Consider the following 14762-nt stretch of genomic DNA (forward strand, 5'->3'; position numbering starts at 1 on the left):
TGGTAGATTGAAGACCGAATTTGGTGGAAATAATGTTTTGGTAAGGGGAAGCATGAAAGTAAAGATGCACTTGATGATCGGAATTGTTGTCTTATTTGCCGATCAAATGTTAAAACTGATAACCTAAACGATAAAAGATACCTAAAAAAAGGTTGTTTTAGCATTATGAGGGAGAAATGCGTCTAAAATCAGAATAAATTGGCAATTATGTCCGATAAAATAGAAGATTTGGAGATTTTTATGTGAGTGAATAAAATTTAGACCTCATTAAAGATGAGAGAGTAGATATTTGTAGGGATTTTTGATTTCTTTTTGCAAGAGGCTCTATTAGCTGTTTATGTAGTATGAATTAAATACATACATAATACATATTTTGGGTAGTCCTGTAAAGATAGTGATACAGGTTCATGCTCTAACCAGAGAAGCATTATAGTGATGTATAAAATACCATACCGCTCCAATATGGTTTTCTACTTTTTTAGAAAAAGAAAGAGCTTTTCTGACTAATCTGGATATTCTTTGTCTCATTGTGCAATTAAATCTTTCGATATAACTTGTTTTTCCACTTTCTTTCCCTACAGGGCGATGTCTTTTTGATGGGATAATCCCTGCGTATGCCGTCCAAAAATATGTATAACATATGGCGCATTGCCTATAAACCGGAGGCAGAGAATCCCATAATCCTTTAGCTCCTTTCATATCACGGCTCCCTACAAAAGCACCAACCACTTCGCGAGAATCATCATCTAATGCTAACCAAATCCATTGCTTATTCTCCTTGTTTCCAACAAATGACCACATTTCATCACATTGAATTGTTAAACGTCCCTTTTCTTTTTTTTTAACATCGATATATTGAGGCACTGTATCATATTTTTGGTTCACATAATCTTGAAGCCAATGTTCAGAGACACCAGTAACACGTACAATTGCAGCTAATGCCATCCTCTCCAATAACAATTTATCAATTAAATCCCTCGTTTCTTGTGGTATTATTATGTTTTGTGGATTTTCTACGAATTGTCTGCCGCACTTTTTACACATAAATTTTTGTTTTCCATTGTGAATGCTGCCATTTTTAACAACTTCCTCTGAGCCACATTGTATACAAATCATAAGTACAGCCTCCTTAAAATAAGTTCTCAATGTATTATAGCAAATATGACACTAAAAATAAAAATCATACCATCACTACTTCTGCAGGACTACCCAAAACCGAACCGTTTGATTGGGGCTTGCTTATGAACTTGCTGCCGGACGGTATGAATTCACGGTGGGATGAGAATACAGATGAATATCTGTTTTTTTGGGAATAAGGCATGATCAAAAAGACCCCGCCACCGCCTGACGCTGTCGTGCTCTCTCCAGGAGAGGCGTGCTACGTCCTCGGCCTGTCGTGGAATACCCTGCGTCCACTGCTTAACGCCGGTGAAATCCAACACAAGCGCATCGGGGCCAGGTATATCATCCCGCGACAGGCCATTATAGAAAACTTTAAAACACTAATGAAGGAATTACTTAAAGGATTGAAGTTGTGAATAAATGTTACACTAAAAATATGGGACGAAAACGAACAAAAATGGAAACAAAAAAACTGCCATCACACTTGCATATTAAAAGTGGTTATTATTATTATGTCATTTACATAAACGGAAAAATAAAATGGTATCCACTCAAAACTCAAAATGAAGCAGAAGCATTAAAAAGATGGGCAGAAGTTGAATCAAGATTGAAACAAGAAACAGAATTGGATATAACATCAATCGGTAAAAATACTCAAAACAAAATTACTTTTAAATCTCTTTGTGAAAGATTCTTCAATGATGCAACAACAGGATTAGCCTCTAAAACAATCCAAAACTATAAACGTATGGCTGAAGAGCTTTGTAAAATATTTGGCAACACTCAGGTTCAGAAAATATCACGTCAAGATATAATTCGCTATCACGATAGTATGAGGGATAAACCCTATGAAGCTAACCGCAGAATTGGTTTTATCCGAATGTTGTTTCAAAAAGCACTTGATTGGGGTTATGTTCAAACTAATGTAGCGGATGGTATTAAAAAATTCAAAGAACATAGACATCATCTTGAATTAACAACGAAAATATTATTCGAGAATTTATACATTGTAGCAGATGATATGTTAAAACGTGCAATAATGTTAGCATTTCATCTCGTACAGCACGCTAATGAAATATATACGCACACTACTGGTACTGATACACTCGAAGCATCAAGAGCACTAAGCATATACCAACCCAACAATTTCTGACGATTTTAGAACAATTTTAGAACGGCCTGAAAAAACCAAGCCGAGGAAGGGATTTGAACCCTCGACCTGCTGATTACGAATCAGCTGCACTACCACTGTGCTACCTCGGCACTTAATATCTATAATTTATTTATGATAGCATGTTTATCCGTAAAAAACAAGTACCCCCTGCCAGAGGGGTGCATAAATTTTTGGTGGCGAGGCAAAATTTCTAATTCGTATCAAAGCGGCATATAGTCTATAAGAAGCAACTGTAGGGATCGTGGGGTCGAAGGGGAGGTTTAAGGAGGGGTGAGGCACCCCCGCCATAAAAGGGGGCCATAGCCCTCCTTAGTTTTTCCTTTGGGGTAAGGTGCCACCATTTTTTTTATGCACCCTGCCAGAGGGAAAAAAAGAAAAAAACCAGCACTTGCTAAAATGGAAGAAAATGTTTACTATATATGGGAAAAAACATTGGAGGTTTAGAGTTATGTTTGTATCACTGACATGGGCACTGGCATGGGCAATGGGGCAACCACCTGGTGGCGGGGGTGGGCAGGGAGGCTCAGGGGATGCATTTATGAGCCTGCTTCCTATCTTCATCATCTTTATTATCTTCTATCTGCTTCTGATCAGGCCCCAGCAAAAAAAGGCCAAAGAGCATAGCGATATGTTACAAACAATAAAGAAAGGCGATAAAGTGATAACATCCAGCGGGATATACGGTCTGGTGGAGGCGGTTAGCGACAGGACGGTTACATTAAAGATAGCCGAAAACGTTAAAGTAAAATTTGGCAAGAGCCACATAGCCGCCATCAGAACAACCGCCGAGGAGGAGTGACACGGCAAAGACCAATCAGGGGGGACCACGCTGTCATACATGGTTGCATCACCCCCGTTATGCAGGGGGATATCGCTTCCTGCCATAGAGGTTGAATTACAGTAAAAAAATGGAGGTTAAATGAAAAAAAGTGTTAAGTGGCGTTTTGCTCTTATAGGACTGGCAATGGTTTTTTCCATAGTGTCTTTGTTACCCAACACGCCGGTCTTTAAGCATATGCCGGAGGGGTACAGAAGTAACATGCCCGACAGAGGTATTGTCCTGGGGCTTGACCTGCAGGGTGGTATATACCTTGTTTTTGAAGTTGAGGGCTATAAGGCAGTTGAGCAGACGGTTGCAAGTAGTGCCGTCAACATCAGAAAGCTGCTGGAGAAGAAGGAACTCAAGACCGACGTAAAGTCAGAGGGTCTTAACATTGTTGTCACCCCGGCATCGGCTGAGGTGAGGAAGGTCATCGAGGGCACCTACACGACCATGACCGCAAAGGAGTCAGGCGGGGCTGTAAGCTATACACTGTCCGACAGAGAGGTCAAGGCCATCAAAGACAATGCCACCGAGCAGGCCCTTGAAACCATACGCAACAGAATCGATCAGTTTGGCGTCACAGAACCAGTGATCCAGCGCCAGGGTGAAAACGAGTTGATCGTTCAATTACCCGGCGTCAAAGAGCCAAAGCGTGCAATAGAGCTTATCGGCAAGACCGCACAACTGGAGTTTCGGCTTGTTGACGATTCGGCTCCCATTGCCGCTGAGATACCGCTATCCATAAAGCCGGCAGAAGAGGAAGAGCTGATCAAAAAGTATGCCGGCAAGCTCCCCGAAGATACCGAATTGCGCTTTGAACGGCGTATAAACAAGGAAACCACCGAAGTTACCAAGCATCCCATGCTGCTTAAGAAGGAGGTCGTCATGACGGGCAACTCGCTTTCGGAGGCGAGGGTTGCCATTGACTCGCGCTTTAATACGTCTTACGTCTCCATAACGTTTAATGCCGAGGGGGCCAAGCTCTTTGAGGAGGTAACGGGCAAGTACGTAAAGAAGAGGCTTGCTATTATCCTTGATGGCAATATATATTCGGCCCCTGTGATCCAAGAAAAGATAGCCGGTGGTAACGCGCAGATAACGGGGTCGTTTTCTATGGAGGAGGCAAAGGACCTGGCCATTGTGCTACGTGCGGGGTCGTTGCCGGCGCCGGTGAAGATGCACCAAAATATCACGGTTGGTCCGTCGCTTGGGCGTGACTCTATAGAGGCGGGTAAATTAGCGTCCATTGTTGCATTTGTCCTTGTAGCGGCCTTTATGCTCATCTACTACAGGCTGTCGGGTCTGATAGCGGATGTGGCTTTGGTGTTGAACATATTTTTCCTTTTTGGCGTGATGGCTGCAATGAATGCAACCCTGACGATGCCGGGCATAGCGGGTATCGTGTTGGCCATTGGTATGGCCGTAGATACCAACGTGCTGTTGTTTGAACGCATGAGGGATGAGTTAAAGATTGGCAAGACGCCACGCTCTGCGGTGGATTCCGGCTATGACAAGGCGTTTTTGACTATCGTCGATTCACACGTTACCACGCTCATCACAGCGGCGGTGCTCTTTCAGTTTGGCACCGGCCCTATAAAGGGCTTTGCGGTGACTCTCAGTATCGGTATCATAATCAACCTGTTTACGTCGCTTATTGGCACCAAGGCAGTGTTTGATTTCATACACACAAAGAAGGAGGTCAGGAGTCTCAGCATATGATAGAGTTAATAAAGAAGTCAAACATCGATTTTATGGGCAAGCGTTACATAGCCTTTGTCGTATCCGGGGCGTTGTCCCTGTTGGGGATACTGGCCATTGTGGCGATAGTGCGTGGCAGTGCCAATCTGGGTATAGATTTTGCCGGTGGCACGGCAGTACAGCTAAAGTTTGAAAAAACAGTGCCCTTGCATCAGGTCAGGGAGGCCGTCAGTGCAGGCGGCATAAAAAATGCCGAACTCCAGGACCTGCCTACAGAACGCAAGGTGCTGATACTGGTAAAGAAGCAGGATGAAACCGCTGTTGGTCTCTCCGACAAGGTCATAGCAGCCGTTGAAAAGGGCATTGCCGGCAACAAGATAACAGTAGACTCGGTCTCCGAGATAGGCCCCAAGGTGGGCAAGAGGCTTCGGGTTGATGCCATGTGGGCAATTGTAGCTTCGGTGGTAGGGATACTGATTTATGTGGGGTGGCGTTTCCAGTTCAGTTTTAGTGTGGGGGCGACGGTGGCCACGGTGCATGATGTTCTGGCGGTACTTGGAATCTTTTACGTCTTCGGACTGGAGATGAACCTGATCCTGTTGACGGCGCTGTTGACGATAGCCGGTTATTCCCTTACGGATACGGTAGTTGTCTTTGACCGGATACGAGAGAACTTGCGGGTCATGTTTAAGGACCCCTCGGATAAGGTCATCAACAAGAGCATCAACGAGGTGCTCTCACGAACTATTGTGACATCCATAACCGTGTTGCTTGCCTCGATCTCCCTGTATCTCTTTGGGGGGGAGGTCATCCATGATTTTTCGCTTGCCATGATTCTTGGTGTCTGCATCGCGACGTACTCGTCGATATTTGTGGCAAGTCCGGTAGTTCTGGTGTGGTCGGGCAGCAAACCGTTGTTTAAGAAATAGGATTGGTCGTGTAGATTAAAACCATACGGGTAGTAAGCCTATTGCTGCCCGTGTGGATATCTGCCAGACAAAAACAGGTTTGCAAATTAAAGTAAGTGTCTATGCCGGTTGCGCTATTATTCTTCTTGCAAACTCCATTTAGTTTGGTATATACTAAAATTTTACAGGAGGGCATGGTCCCCCTGATGAAGCACTAAGGAGGAAAAAAACAATGAGTGCATATTTGGAAATAACTCTTAAAATCGCAGAGGCAGACAGGCCCAAGGCAGCCGGTGTATACACAAAGTACAAACAACCGTTTCTGGATAAAATCCCCGGGGCACGGTCTAAGGAGCTGCTTATCCGCAGCGAAGATGTACAGGTGCTCCACGGTTTTGATTCCGTGGAGTTGGCCCAGGGCTATCTCAGCAGCGCCCTGTTCACCGGTGATGTTGTCGAGGCGCTGAAGCCATATCTGCAGGGAGCACCAGATGTCAGGATATATCAGGTGGCCTAGGCAATTCAACCGTTATCTTATAGTATGATAAAAGCTAAGGCTCCAAGAAGGAGGATTACGTGCAACAAACAAGCACCCCTGTGAAATGGACTACACAGTTGCAAACCGGTGTTATCTGGCAGGACATGCAACACATTGAACTTCTGGATAAATTGTGCGCCTTACACTACGCAATCTCTGAAAGCAGAGAGATTAGTGAGGTTGAAGATACGTTTAACTTCCTGGATCACTATACCAAGAGTCATTTTGCGATAGAAGAAAGGTACATGGCCCAATTTCAGTATGCCGCCTATCAATTGCACAAGCAGCAACACGAAAAATTCATAAGCGACCTCAACACCTTAAAAAAGGACTTCTCCGTCAGAAACAAACTCACGTCTTTCGCACTGTGCTTTGACCTTAACACATGGTTTGTAGATCACATAAACGTGGCAGACAAACAGCTTGGGGCATTCTTAAAGAACAAAGCCTGACGCAATATTTACGACCCTAAAAAAAGGGGGCAACTACTACCCAACCAACTCAAGCTCCACCGCCCCCCTTTAAAACCCCCGCAAGGGGAGGGGCGGGACACCCCGGCCACAAAGAAGCCCCCTTGACGCTCCATACAAGTGCTGCGTACCTTGTGTTTTATATGAAAGTCTAAAAATATACAACATAATCAAGGATTTTCATTGTTTGCTTTTGTTGTGCCCGTAAGGGCATGGGGGTTAATCAAATTGAAATATGCTATAATCGTGATAAGATAACTCCCTCAAGGATTTCGAGTTGCTCATTCAGCCTTTTTATATCGGATGGCCATTTTGATTCAACAAGATACTCTTGCCTGCGTAAATCAAGACGGTCAAAACCCTTAATATGCTCTTGTGGGTTCTGAATTTTGGCATAATGGTTGGCTATCTGTTTTTTAATCGATGATACACTTTTTTGCAGTTCTTCGATGGGACGCTCTTGGTAGTTCTGAAAAAAGCCATAATGTTTGCCACCTTCTTTTGCCATTTCATAGGCATTTACCTTATTTCCCTCAGATAACTCTTTGCCCAAAGCATCTCCCTATAGAGACAAGCAGCGTGTTGCCCCTGCGAACAGTTCGGTATTTACAGCAAGTTCACATCCGCATCGAAATCTTTTAGCCCCAATTCATCAAGAGGAATACCGAAGGCATCGGCCTGATTTTGCACTAAAGACAGGATGTCGTAATAAGTCATGTGCATTCCTTTATCAAAATCTCCTCCGTTTGCAGCCTTCTTCTTTGCCGTAAGTGCTTTCTCTATTAACAAAGTTACCAGGTCACGTACAAATCTGTATTCACTGTTCTTTACCGCTGCCGGACGCTCCTGGTCCTTCATTGATGATTCCTTAACATAATTGGAGCCGTCACTCACTTGACTGTTAACATGTTTCAATAGTGCTTCCATATAATATATTACCATATTTTTGTATCTTCTTTATATTTCATGGTAAGAGAAAGTAAGGAGAGCGACTCCACCCCCCTTCAGCCCCCCCACAAGGGGAGGGGTTAGCCACCCCGGGCACGAAGAAGTTCCCTTGACCCTATTATTTCACACTCAATTATCATGCCTGAAAAAACCTCTGTCACTTCAGTATACCTTCTTTCTTTTAACTTCTTCCGGTGATACACCCCTCTTGACAATCGTGTAACATACGTTATACTATTAATATACGTTACAAAATAAAAAACAAAAGGAGAACAACTTATGCCACCAGTCCCGAAACACCTCAAGACCAGCCTTGACAGAACAGGAAAGGATTACAAGGAAGTACACGAATGGATAGACGCCGCAGACATGGAAACAAAGGCGCAGAGGCACGATATCACCAAGATATACGAATACGGCAGGATGATGGAGGAGAAGTATGGCAAGGAGGGACTCCAGGAGTATATCCAGCACATCCACGACGATGTACAGATGAAGTTCACCCACATAATGCACGACTTTGAAAAAGCAATAGCGGATGCCTTCACCTACTTTGGCATCAAGAAGCAATAGAGCCATGATAAAAGACGCTGACATAGAGCTACTTAAAAGGGCCGGCTTAAGCGCAGAGGACCTGACACACTGTATCAAGGTGGCCGAGAAGGCAATCGAGATAGCACGCAGGACGGGTGCAACGGTGGATATTGAGACCGTCACCCGTGGGGCGCTGCTGCACGACCTGGGCAAGGCCAGGACGCACGAGATTGAGCACGGTAAGATCGGGGCGCAGATGGGGAAGGAGCTGGGTCTACCCACTGCCATAACAGACATCATGGAAAAGCACATCAGGGGAGGCCTGACACCCGATGAGGCAAAAGAGCTGGGATTGCCCGATAAGGACTACTCACTCAAGACCCTTGAAGAGAAAATAGTGATCTACGCCGACAGACTCGTAGATATCATCACGGAAGACGTCGTCGATATCAAGGACGAATCCGAGGCGGAAACACGCTTTGCGGATATACTCAGGCAACACGTCAAGTATGGCAAGAACGCAATCACCACTGAACGCTACATCGGCTACCACAATGAGATACAGTCCCTGATGCGCGGCAAGTGAGCGCATCCTACTTTGCGAGTTTGTGCGTAACGGGTTTTTTTGCTATTTTCAGTTCAACGATAGCAAAAAGCCCTGTGTTGCCACTGTATTCCCTGTCGATAGGGATCAGCGCAGCGGGCATCGGAGTGGTGAGCGCCGTGTCGTCCTTTACGGGGATCATCGCCAGTGTGCCGTCGGGGATGATGGCCGAGCGGATCGGCAAGAAGCGTATGCTCACCGTTGCCACGCTGATATTTGCCACGGCCCCGTTTTTGTACTTGTTTGTCAGCAATGTCTGGCAACTGGTGATGGTGCGGTTCTATCACGGCCTGGCGACGGCGATTTTTATGCCGGTTGCCTTGTCTATGGTCTCCGACGTCTTTGACAGGGAACGGGGGGAGAAGATCGGCTGGTTTTCGACCTCAACCCTGTTAGGGCGTTTCATTGCCCCCATGGCCGGGGGAGGCATCATCGGGTTGATGGCCTTCAATCCGGGAATGAGTTACAAGACGGTCTATCTCTTGTGTGCCTTTGTGGGGATACTGTCGCTGATTACGCTGCTATCCATCCCTGGGCAGGCCAGGGATGCTCACAAAACGGTGTCATGGAAGGACATACTTGGCCGACTGAGACAGTTGCTTACCGTAAAGGGGGTCATTGTAACGAGTGTTGTTGAGGGCGCCGTGTTGTTTTCCTATGGAGCATTTGAGACATTTCTGCCCCTGTATGCCACCAGCGTTGGATTGACTCCGTATGAGATCGGCGCAATACTGTCGATCCAGGTAATATCCATTGCCCTGACCAAGCCCTTTATGGGGAGATTCTCCGACAGGCATGGGAGGGTTCCACAGATATTTGTCGGGGCCATTGTCGGCGCAGTCTGTGTCTATGGATTTTCGCTCTCTGACAGGTTCATACCGCTGCTTGTGTTGAGTGTGTCCTTTGGCCTAAGCATTTCGGTGGTGACATCGGCCACATCCGCACTGATAGCAGACCTGAGCAAGAGGGAAAGTCTGGCATCGGCAATGGGCATCCTGGCCTCCGTCATGGACATCGGACACACCACCGGCCCCCTTGTATCCGGGGTCATTGCCACCTATCTCTCCTACAACAGCGTTTTTGTCTTTGCGGCTATCGTATTGCTCTGTTGCGCCATTGTGTTTAAGCTTGCAATGATATAAAGAAAGATACCCGGCTTTCGCTAACCCCGATGTAGCAATGGTGGATTCTGCAACCGGGAAGGTTAATTTGCGGCAGACAGTACTCAGGTATGGTACGTAAGGCCCCATAAACCCTACGTACTACCTGATTTAAATTACTGCCAGCCAGCCCGTTTATCGCATTCAGCCATTTCCTTTGGGTGAGACTTTTCCCACTGGGTAATGGATCGGGTTTCGTCTTCTGACATCTTACCGTTCATGCACTCACAGTATATCTTGACGGTAGCAGTTGTTTGACCTTCCCGCTTGTTGTCTTTTATGCACTGATTTACCCATGCTGTGTCATCACTGCCTGCAAAAACCTGCCCGCTTACCAAAAAAGACACCATAAGCACCAGGGCGATTACTACTTTTCTCATAAAACACCTCCTTTCAATAAATTTGGTACCAAACATAAGCATTATACCACATCCGGCGTAAGAACTGTCAAAAACTTTTTTCACCCGCCCAGTACTACTCGTTCCGGGCAATCGCATTTGACCGTAAGAGAAAAGAAAGGGGCGGCTCCGCCCCCCTTCAGAACCCCCTGCAAGGGGGCCAGCCCCCTTGACCCCATCCTGCCCTTGACTTTTAAACATTAAGGTAAACTCTTAACAATTCGTAAAATTCTCTAATGCGATTGCCCTGCATAGAAATAGTAACTATTTACTATACACTCTCAAATAGTGTACACTATTTCGTTAGGTCGATACCTGTTATCAAGGCTATCCGGTATCACTTAGCGTGACGACAAGAGAGTATACCCAATATTGGGTTAATCTGATATACAGTAAAAAAACATGAAGGAGGAAGCAATGGGCAATGGAAACAAGGTTATTGTTGACAAAGTGGTAGTCAGGTTTTTGTGTCAGGTCATTTTGCTGTTATGCTTGGTGGCTTTAACACAAGGCGCAGGGTCGGCTTATGGTGCGGACGCTGCAGCAGAGGGCAAAAAGGTCTATGAAAGCCGATGCGTAATATGCCACGGATCAAACGGAGACGGTAAGGGTCTGGTAGGTATAGTGCACAGGGTGGAGAAAAAGGGCATGTCGTGGAGTATCTATCCGAGGGACTTTACGGCAGGGGTATTCAAGTTCAGGACAACTCCCACGGGTTGTATGCCCCTGGAGAGCGACCTGTTAAACGTAGTTAGCGTTGGCATACCGAGGGCTTACATGCCATCAAGCGCCGACCTCTCCGAAAAAGAGAGAAAGGCAGTGGTACAGTATATCAAGGGGTTTTCACCGAGGTGGAAGGACGAACAACCCTGTCCGCCAATAGCCGTGAAGAAACCGGCGTGGGTAGGCAATCCTGACTCGGTTGCAAAGGGTGAGCAGATATGGGAGAAGATGAAGTGCTGGGAGTGTCATGGCAAAGAGGGCAAGGGCGATGGCACCAAGGCTGACAGCTTGAAGGACGATTGGGGCGATAAGGTGGTCCCCTTTGACTTCACAAGCGGGGCAACAAAGATGGGATTTGCCCCCGAAAACGTGTATATGGCATACACGACCGGTTTAGATGGTACAGGGATGCCCTCCTTTCAGGATTCGTTGTCAGAGGATGACAGATGGCATCTAGTTTCTTATACATTGAAATTAATGGGACGACTCAGTAAATAGACTGATGCACGAAAGGAGATTTTATGTCGGTTGATAGAAGGGATTTTCTTAAATATATAGGAATGGCCTCGGTTGCAGCCGGGGCTGGCGTTGTAATGCTCAACGACAAGGGACAGGAAGGTCCATCAGTAGCACATGCCGAAACCAAGGGCAACGGCCATCAGAGCGCAGAGCTCAAGCCCGGTGAGCTTGATGCCTACTACGGATTCTGGAGCGGCGGACATTCCGGCGAGGTCAGGATACTTGGCGTGCCCTCGATGAGGGAGCTCAAGAGAATACCCGTCTTTAACATGGACGTGGCTACCGGATGGGGCATAACAAACGAAAGCAAGGCCCTGCTAAGGGGCAAGTTCTGCGGCGATACCCATCACGTCCACGGCTCCTACAAGGACGGCGTATATGACGGCAAGTACCTGTTCGTTAACGATAAGCTCAACAACAGGGTGGCCCGCATACGGGTCGATTACATGGAGGTAGACAAGATACTCGACGTGCCCAATATCCAGGGTATGCACGGACTGTTTACCCAGAGGTCGCCAAAGACCGAGTGGCTTGTCTGTAACAGCGAATTCCAGGTGCCGGTACCCAATCAGCCGGATATGGCTACGGACAAATACTACGGTGCACATACTATCATAGACGCCGAAAAGATGGAAGTCGTCTGTCAGGTGATGGTGGATGAGAACATGGACCTGGCCGCCACCGATTACGGCGGTAAGTACTCTATGACAACATCGTATAACATAGAAAAAGGCGTTACGATCTCGGAGATGCTGGCATCGGACTTTGACTACATGTTGGTGTTTAACTGGGACAGGATAAGAAAGGCGCTCAAGGATGGCAAGTTCAAGGTCATCGAGGGCGTTAAGGTAATTGACGGCAGGGAGGGCAAGTCCGATATCGTCATCAGGATACCGGTGGCCAAGAACCCGCATGGTATAAACGTCTCCCCCGATGGCAAGTACGCCGTTTGCTCCGGCAAGGTCTCACCCAACTGCACGGTTGTGGCCATCGACAAGCTCGCAGAGGCCTTTGACGGCAAGATCAAGCCCAAGGACTGCATCGTGGCACAGCCCTATATCGGCCTTGGACCGCTCCACACCACCTTTGACGGCAGGGGTAACGCCATCACCTCCGTCTTCATAGACAGTACCAACGTCAAGTGGAACGTACAAAAGGCAATAGACGCCGAAAAGAAGGGAGCGGAAGAAAAGAAGAAAAACGAACACATCGTGGACATCCTTGATATCAGCTATCAGGTCGGACACATAATGGCCACAATGGCCGAGACCAAGGAGGCCGACGGCAAGTGGCTCATCTCCCTGAATAAGTTCTCAAAAGACCGCTTCATAAACGTTGGACCGCTCAAAAACGAGTGCGAACAGCTCGTTGACATATCCGGCGACAAGCTCAAGCTTATACACGACTCGGCACAGTACCTCGAGCCCCACGACTGTATAATCGTCAGAAGGGACATCATCGAAAAGAACGTCAAGGACAGGCACAACATGTTTGAGCACCCGTTGGCCGTTACCAAGAGCGGGGTGGAGAGAAAGGGCAAAAAGGTGACCATTAAGCTGACCGCCAATGCCCCCATGTATGGACTGCAGGAGGTCAAGGTTAAAAAGGGTGATGCGGTTACCGTCATTGTGACGAATAATGATGAGATATCCGACCTGGCACACGGCTTTGCACTGTCAAACTACAACATCAACTTTGTAATAGCACCGTTTCAGACCAAGTCGGTGACGTTCACCGCAGACAAGCCCGGCGTATATTGGGCATACTGCACAAACTTCTGCCACGCCCTGCACCTTGAAATGAGGATGCGAATTATCGTTGAAAAGGCATAAGGAATAAGGATAATGGCTCCGGGGGTGTGTCAAACGCCCCCGGCGTCAATAATGATAATGTGTCAACTGTTTATGACGGATTGGAAAGATCAATGAAGAGAACAAAGTTGTTGCTATTTGCCTTAGTATTTATGTCGTCTGCGTTATGTGCTGAATTATATGCCTCACAGGCAAAGTTCTTTGAGCACAGATATGACTACAAGTTGGAAGACGTCCTGAAGGCCGATAAGTTTGTACAAAAAAACCGCTACTGGGAGGGTTATGCAGGGGGCAGGCTCATAGGCTATGCCTTCTTATCGAAGGACTGGACGGAGAAACACGTCGGTTATTCGGGTAAACACATGGAAACCCTCATCGGGATGGACACCGGTGGTAACATCACCGGCGTAAAGCTGCTCTTCCATTCAGAACCCATTGTACTCATAGGGCTTAAGGAGGATAACTATCAGGACTTCCTGAAACAATACGTTGGAAAAAATGCCATAACGGGTCTTACCTTTGGCAATGAGATAAAAATGGACGCCATTACGGGTGCCACGGTGACGGCGGCAGTACAGAACATCATAATAGCCGAAAGCGCCAAGAAGGTGGCCGCCGGACAGGCCGGTTTAACCAAGCATGCACAAGAGGGCGGGCGTAGATTCAGCACTAAGTTTGAATCCCTCTCCTGGAAGGATCTCGTTGAGACAGGCGCCGTAAAAAACATCCTGATCATGTCTGAGGAGCTTGCCCTGGAGGGTGATGCCCCATACCTGGACCTACACATCGGTCTGGTACCGCCGCCCTCAATTGGCAAAAACGTATTAGGTGAACGCTTCTACAACGAAATAATGGAGACTCTTAAACCCGGTGAGTCGGCGGTCTTTATCGTTGCCCGCGGTGTGGGATCATTTAAGGGGTCTGGGTTTGCCCGCGGTGGAGTCTTTGAACGATTCAGCATCGAACAGGAGAGTCACATATATAACTTCACCGACAAGGACTACAGGATACTGACAGGGATTGCGGCAAGTGGCGCTCCTGCCATTAAAGAGGGTGGCGTGTTTGTCATCAGGGGCAAGGACTTTGACCAATCAACCCCGTTTAAATTTAAACTAATGTTACCCTACAGGGTAGGTACCAAGAAGAAATTTAAGGCCGTTGAAATTGAGTACAAGGTACCGGACAGGTTTTTCAGAGTAGACGGTGAAAAGTCTTATAACTGAGCTATAGATAGGTGGCAGGGTACAATTTTATCGCAGCGGGGGTTGGCAACCCTGAAAATCGTACCTGCCTCCCTTCTGTATCCTCTTAAAAAAGCATGGTAAAATGGGG

Annotated in this window: 17 protein-coding genes and 1 tRNA gene; 13 read left to right on the forward strand and 5 right to left on the reverse strand. The window is 46.9% G+C overall.

Annotation, left to right across the window (positions count from 1 at the left end; translation table 11 throughout):
* Positions 1-405 precede the first annotated feature (405 nt).
* Positions 406-1116, reverse strand: a complete 711-nt coding sequence (locus tag Mcas_RS11060; RefSeq protein ID WP_040335612.1) for an IS1 family transposase — start codon at positions 1114-1116, stop codon at positions 406-408.
* A gap of 203 nt (positions 1117-1319) precedes the next feature.
* Here Mcas_RS11060 and Mcas_RS11065 point away from each other — a divergent pair, with 203 nt between their 5' ends.
* Together Mcas_RS11065 and Mcas_RS11070 are read left to right on the forward strand one after the other, a co-directional pair.
* On the forward strand, positions 1320-1538 hold the full coding sequence (locus Mcas_RS11065) for a helix-turn-helix domain-containing protein (RefSeq protein ID WP_040335613.1): 219 nt from the start codon (positions 1320-1322) through the stop codon (positions 1536-1538).
* Positions 1535-2275: a tyrosine-type recombinase/integrase gene (locus Mcas_RS11070; RefSeq protein ID WP_040335614.1), complete on the forward strand. Its 741-nt coding sequence runs from the start codon at positions 1535-1537 to the stop codon at positions 2273-2275. The genes Mcas_RS11065 and Mcas_RS11070 overlap by 4 nt, the downstream gene beginning before the upstream one ends.
* Positions 2276-2313: 38 nt before the next feature.
* Here Mcas_RS11070 and Mcas_RS11075 read toward each other — a convergent pair.
* Positions 2314-2385: transfer RNA gene (locus Mcas_RS11075), tRNA-Thr, on the reverse strand.
* 359 nt (positions 2386-2744) lie between these two features.
* Here Mcas_RS11075 and yajC point away from each other — a divergent pair.
* From yajC to Mcas_RS16840, 5 genes are all read left to right on the forward strand, one after another.
* A complete protein-coding gene (yajC, locus tag Mcas_RS11080) occupies positions 2745-3095 on the forward strand; it encodes a preprotein translocase subunit YajC (protein WP_040335615.1) in 351 nt (116 codons plus the stop codon).
* A 120-nt stretch (positions 3096-3215) separates the two neighbouring features.
* Entirely contained in the window at positions 3216-4838 is a 1623-nt protein-coding gene (gene secD / locus Mcas_RS11085) for a protein translocase subunit SecD (protein ID WP_040335616.1), read from the forward strand.
* Entirely contained in the window at positions 4835-5746 is a 912-nt protein-coding gene (gene secF / locus Mcas_RS11090) for a protein translocase subunit SecF (protein ID WP_156033326.1), read from the forward strand. Before secD ends, secF begins: the two co-directional genes overlap by 4 nt.
* Before the next feature lie 211 nt (positions 5747-5957).
* Positions 5958-6242 (forward strand): hypothetical protein, encoded by a 285-nt coding sequence (locus Mcas_RS11095; RefSeq protein ID WP_040335617.1) that lies wholly within the window; start codon positions 5958-5960, stop codon positions 6240-6242.
* Between the two features lie 59 nt (positions 6243-6301).
* Complete coding sequence (locus tag Mcas_RS16840) at positions 6302-6715, forward strand: bacteriohemerythrin (RefSeq protein ID WP_052567228.1); 414 nt, start codon at positions 6302-6304, stop codon at positions 6713-6715.
* A gap of 256 nt (positions 6716-6971) precedes the next feature.
* Here Mcas_RS16840 and Mcas_RS11105 read toward each other — a convergent pair whose 3' ends face one another.
* Together Mcas_RS11105 and Mcas_RS11110 are read right to left on the reverse strand one after the other, a co-directional pair.
* Positions 6972-7286, reverse strand: coding sequence for a hypothetical protein (locus Mcas_RS11105; RefSeq protein WP_040335618.1), 315 nt, complete (start codon positions 7284-7286; stop codon positions 6972-6974).
* A gap of 53 nt (positions 7287-7339) precedes the next feature.
* A complete protein-coding gene (locus tag Mcas_RS11110) occupies positions 7340-7660 on the reverse strand; it encodes a hypothetical protein (RefSeq protein WP_156033327.1) in 321 nt (106 codons plus the stop codon).
* A 300-nt stretch (positions 7661-7960) separates the two neighbouring features.
* Between Mcas_RS11110 and Mcas_RS11115 the strand changes: the two genes are divergently transcribed.
* Genes Mcas_RS11115 through Mcas_RS11125 form a run of 3 tightly spaced genes read left to right on the forward strand, consistent with a single transcriptional unit; the run spans position 7961 to position 9961 of the window.
* Positions 7961-8254 carry a hypothetical protein gene (locus Mcas_RS11115; protein WP_040335620.1) on the forward strand — a complete coding sequence of 98 codons (294 nt, stop codon included), beginning with the start codon at positions 7961-7963 and terminating at the stop codon, positions 8252-8254.
* Between the two features lie 4 nt (positions 8255-8258).
* On the forward strand, positions 8259-8801 hold the full coding sequence (locus tag Mcas_RS11120; RefSeq protein ID WP_040335621.1) for an HDIG domain-containing metalloprotein: 543 nt from the start codon (positions 8259-8261) through the stop codon (positions 8799-8801).
* Positions 8798-9961, forward strand: a complete 1164-nt coding sequence (locus Mcas_RS11125; RefSeq protein WP_040335622.1) for an MFS transporter — start codon at positions 8798-8800, stop codon at positions 9959-9961. Before Mcas_RS11120 ends, Mcas_RS11125 begins: the two co-directional genes overlap by 4 nt.
* 134 nt (positions 9962-10095) lie before the next feature.
* On the opposite strand, the gene Mcas_RS11130 is transcribed toward Mcas_RS11125, so the two are convergent.
* A complete protein-coding gene (locus tag Mcas_RS11130; protein WP_040335648.1) occupies positions 10096-10359 on the reverse strand; it encodes a hypothetical protein in 264 nt (87 codons plus the stop codon).
* Positions 10360-10794: 435 nt separating this feature from the next.
* On the opposite strand from Mcas_RS11130, the gene Mcas_RS11135 reads away from it, so the two are divergent.
* The 3 genes from Mcas_RS11135 to Mcas_RS11145 all read left to right on the forward strand — a co-directional run bounded on the left by Mcas_RS11135 (position 10795) and on the right by Mcas_RS11145 (position 14653).
* Positions 10795-11598: a c-type cytochrome gene (locus tag Mcas_RS11135; protein ID WP_052567233.1), complete on the forward strand. Its 804-nt coding sequence runs from the start codon at positions 10795-10797 to the stop codon at positions 11596-11598.
* Positions 11599-11621: 23 nt separating this feature from the next.
* Positions 11622-13451: a TAT-dependent nitrous-oxide reductase gene (gene nosZ, locus Mcas_RS11140; RefSeq protein ID WP_040335623.1), complete on the forward strand. Its 1830-nt coding sequence runs from the start codon at positions 11622-11624 to the stop codon at positions 13449-13451.
* A 92-nt stretch (positions 13452-13543) separates the two neighbouring features.
* Positions 13544-14653 carry an FMN-binding protein gene (locus Mcas_RS11145; RefSeq protein WP_156033328.1) on the forward strand — a complete coding sequence of 370 codons (1110 nt, stop codon included), beginning with the start codon at positions 13544-13546 and terminating at the stop codon, positions 14651-14653.
* Positions 14654-14762: the final 109 nt, after the last annotated feature.

This window comes from Candidatus Magnetobacterium casense (assembly GCF_000714715.1).
Lineage (GTDB): Bacteria > Nitrospirota > Thermodesulfovibrionia > Thermodesulfovibrionales > Magnetobacteriaceae > Magnetobacterium > Magnetobacterium casense.

Excerpts from the sequence above, each read along its gene's own strand:
- Mcas_RS11060 (WP_040335612.1), bottom strand. The coding sequence starts at position 1,116 with ATGATTTGTATACAATGTGGCTCAGAGGAAGTTGTTAAAAATGGCAGC.
- Mcas_RS11065 (WP_040335613.1), top strand. The coding sequence starts at position 1,320 with ATGATCAAAAAGACCCCGCCACCGCCTGACGCTGTCGTGCTCTCTCCA.
- yajC (WP_040335615.1), top strand. The coding sequence starts at position 2,745 with ATGTTTGTATCACTGACATGGGCACTGGCATGGGCAATGGGGCAACCA.
- secD (WP_040335616.1), top strand. The coding sequence starts at position 3,216 with ATGAAAAAAAGTGTTAAGTGGCGTTTTGCTCTTATAGGACTGGCAATG.
- secF (WP_156033326.1), top strand. The coding sequence starts at position 4,835 with ATGATAGAGTTAATAAAGAAGTCAAACATCGATTTTATGGGCAAGCGT.
- Mcas_RS11095 (WP_040335617.1), top strand. The coding sequence starts at position 5,958 with ATGAGTGCATATTTGGAAATAACTCTTAAAATCGCAGAGGCAGACAGG.
- Mcas_RS11110 (WP_156033327.1), bottom strand. The coding sequence starts at position 7,660 with ATGGAAGCACTATTGAAACATGTTAACAGTCAAGTGAGTGACGGCTCC.
- Mcas_RS11115 (WP_040335620.1), top strand. The coding sequence starts at position 7,961 with ATGCCACCAGTCCCGAAACACCTCAAGACCAGCCTTGACAGAACAGGA.
- Mcas_RS11120 (WP_040335621.1), top strand. The coding sequence starts at position 8,259 with ATGATAAAAGACGCTGACATAGAGCTACTTAAAAGGGCCGGCTTAAGC.
- Mcas_RS11130 (WP_040335648.1), bottom strand. The coding sequence starts at position 10,359 with ATGAGAAAAGTAGTAATCGCCCTGGTGCTTATGGTGTCTTTTTTGGTA.
- Mcas_RS11135 (WP_052567233.1), top strand. The coding sequence starts at position 10,795 with ATGGGCAATGGAAACAAGGTTATTGTTGACAAAGTGGTAGTCAGGTTT.
- nosZ (WP_040335623.1), top strand. The coding sequence starts at position 11,622 with ATGTCGGTTGATAGAAGGGATTTTCTTAAATATATAGGAATGGCCTCG.
- Mcas_RS11145 (WP_156033328.1), top strand. The coding sequence starts at position 13,544 with ATGAAGAGAACAAAGTTGTTGCTATTTGCCTTAGTATTTATGTCGTCT.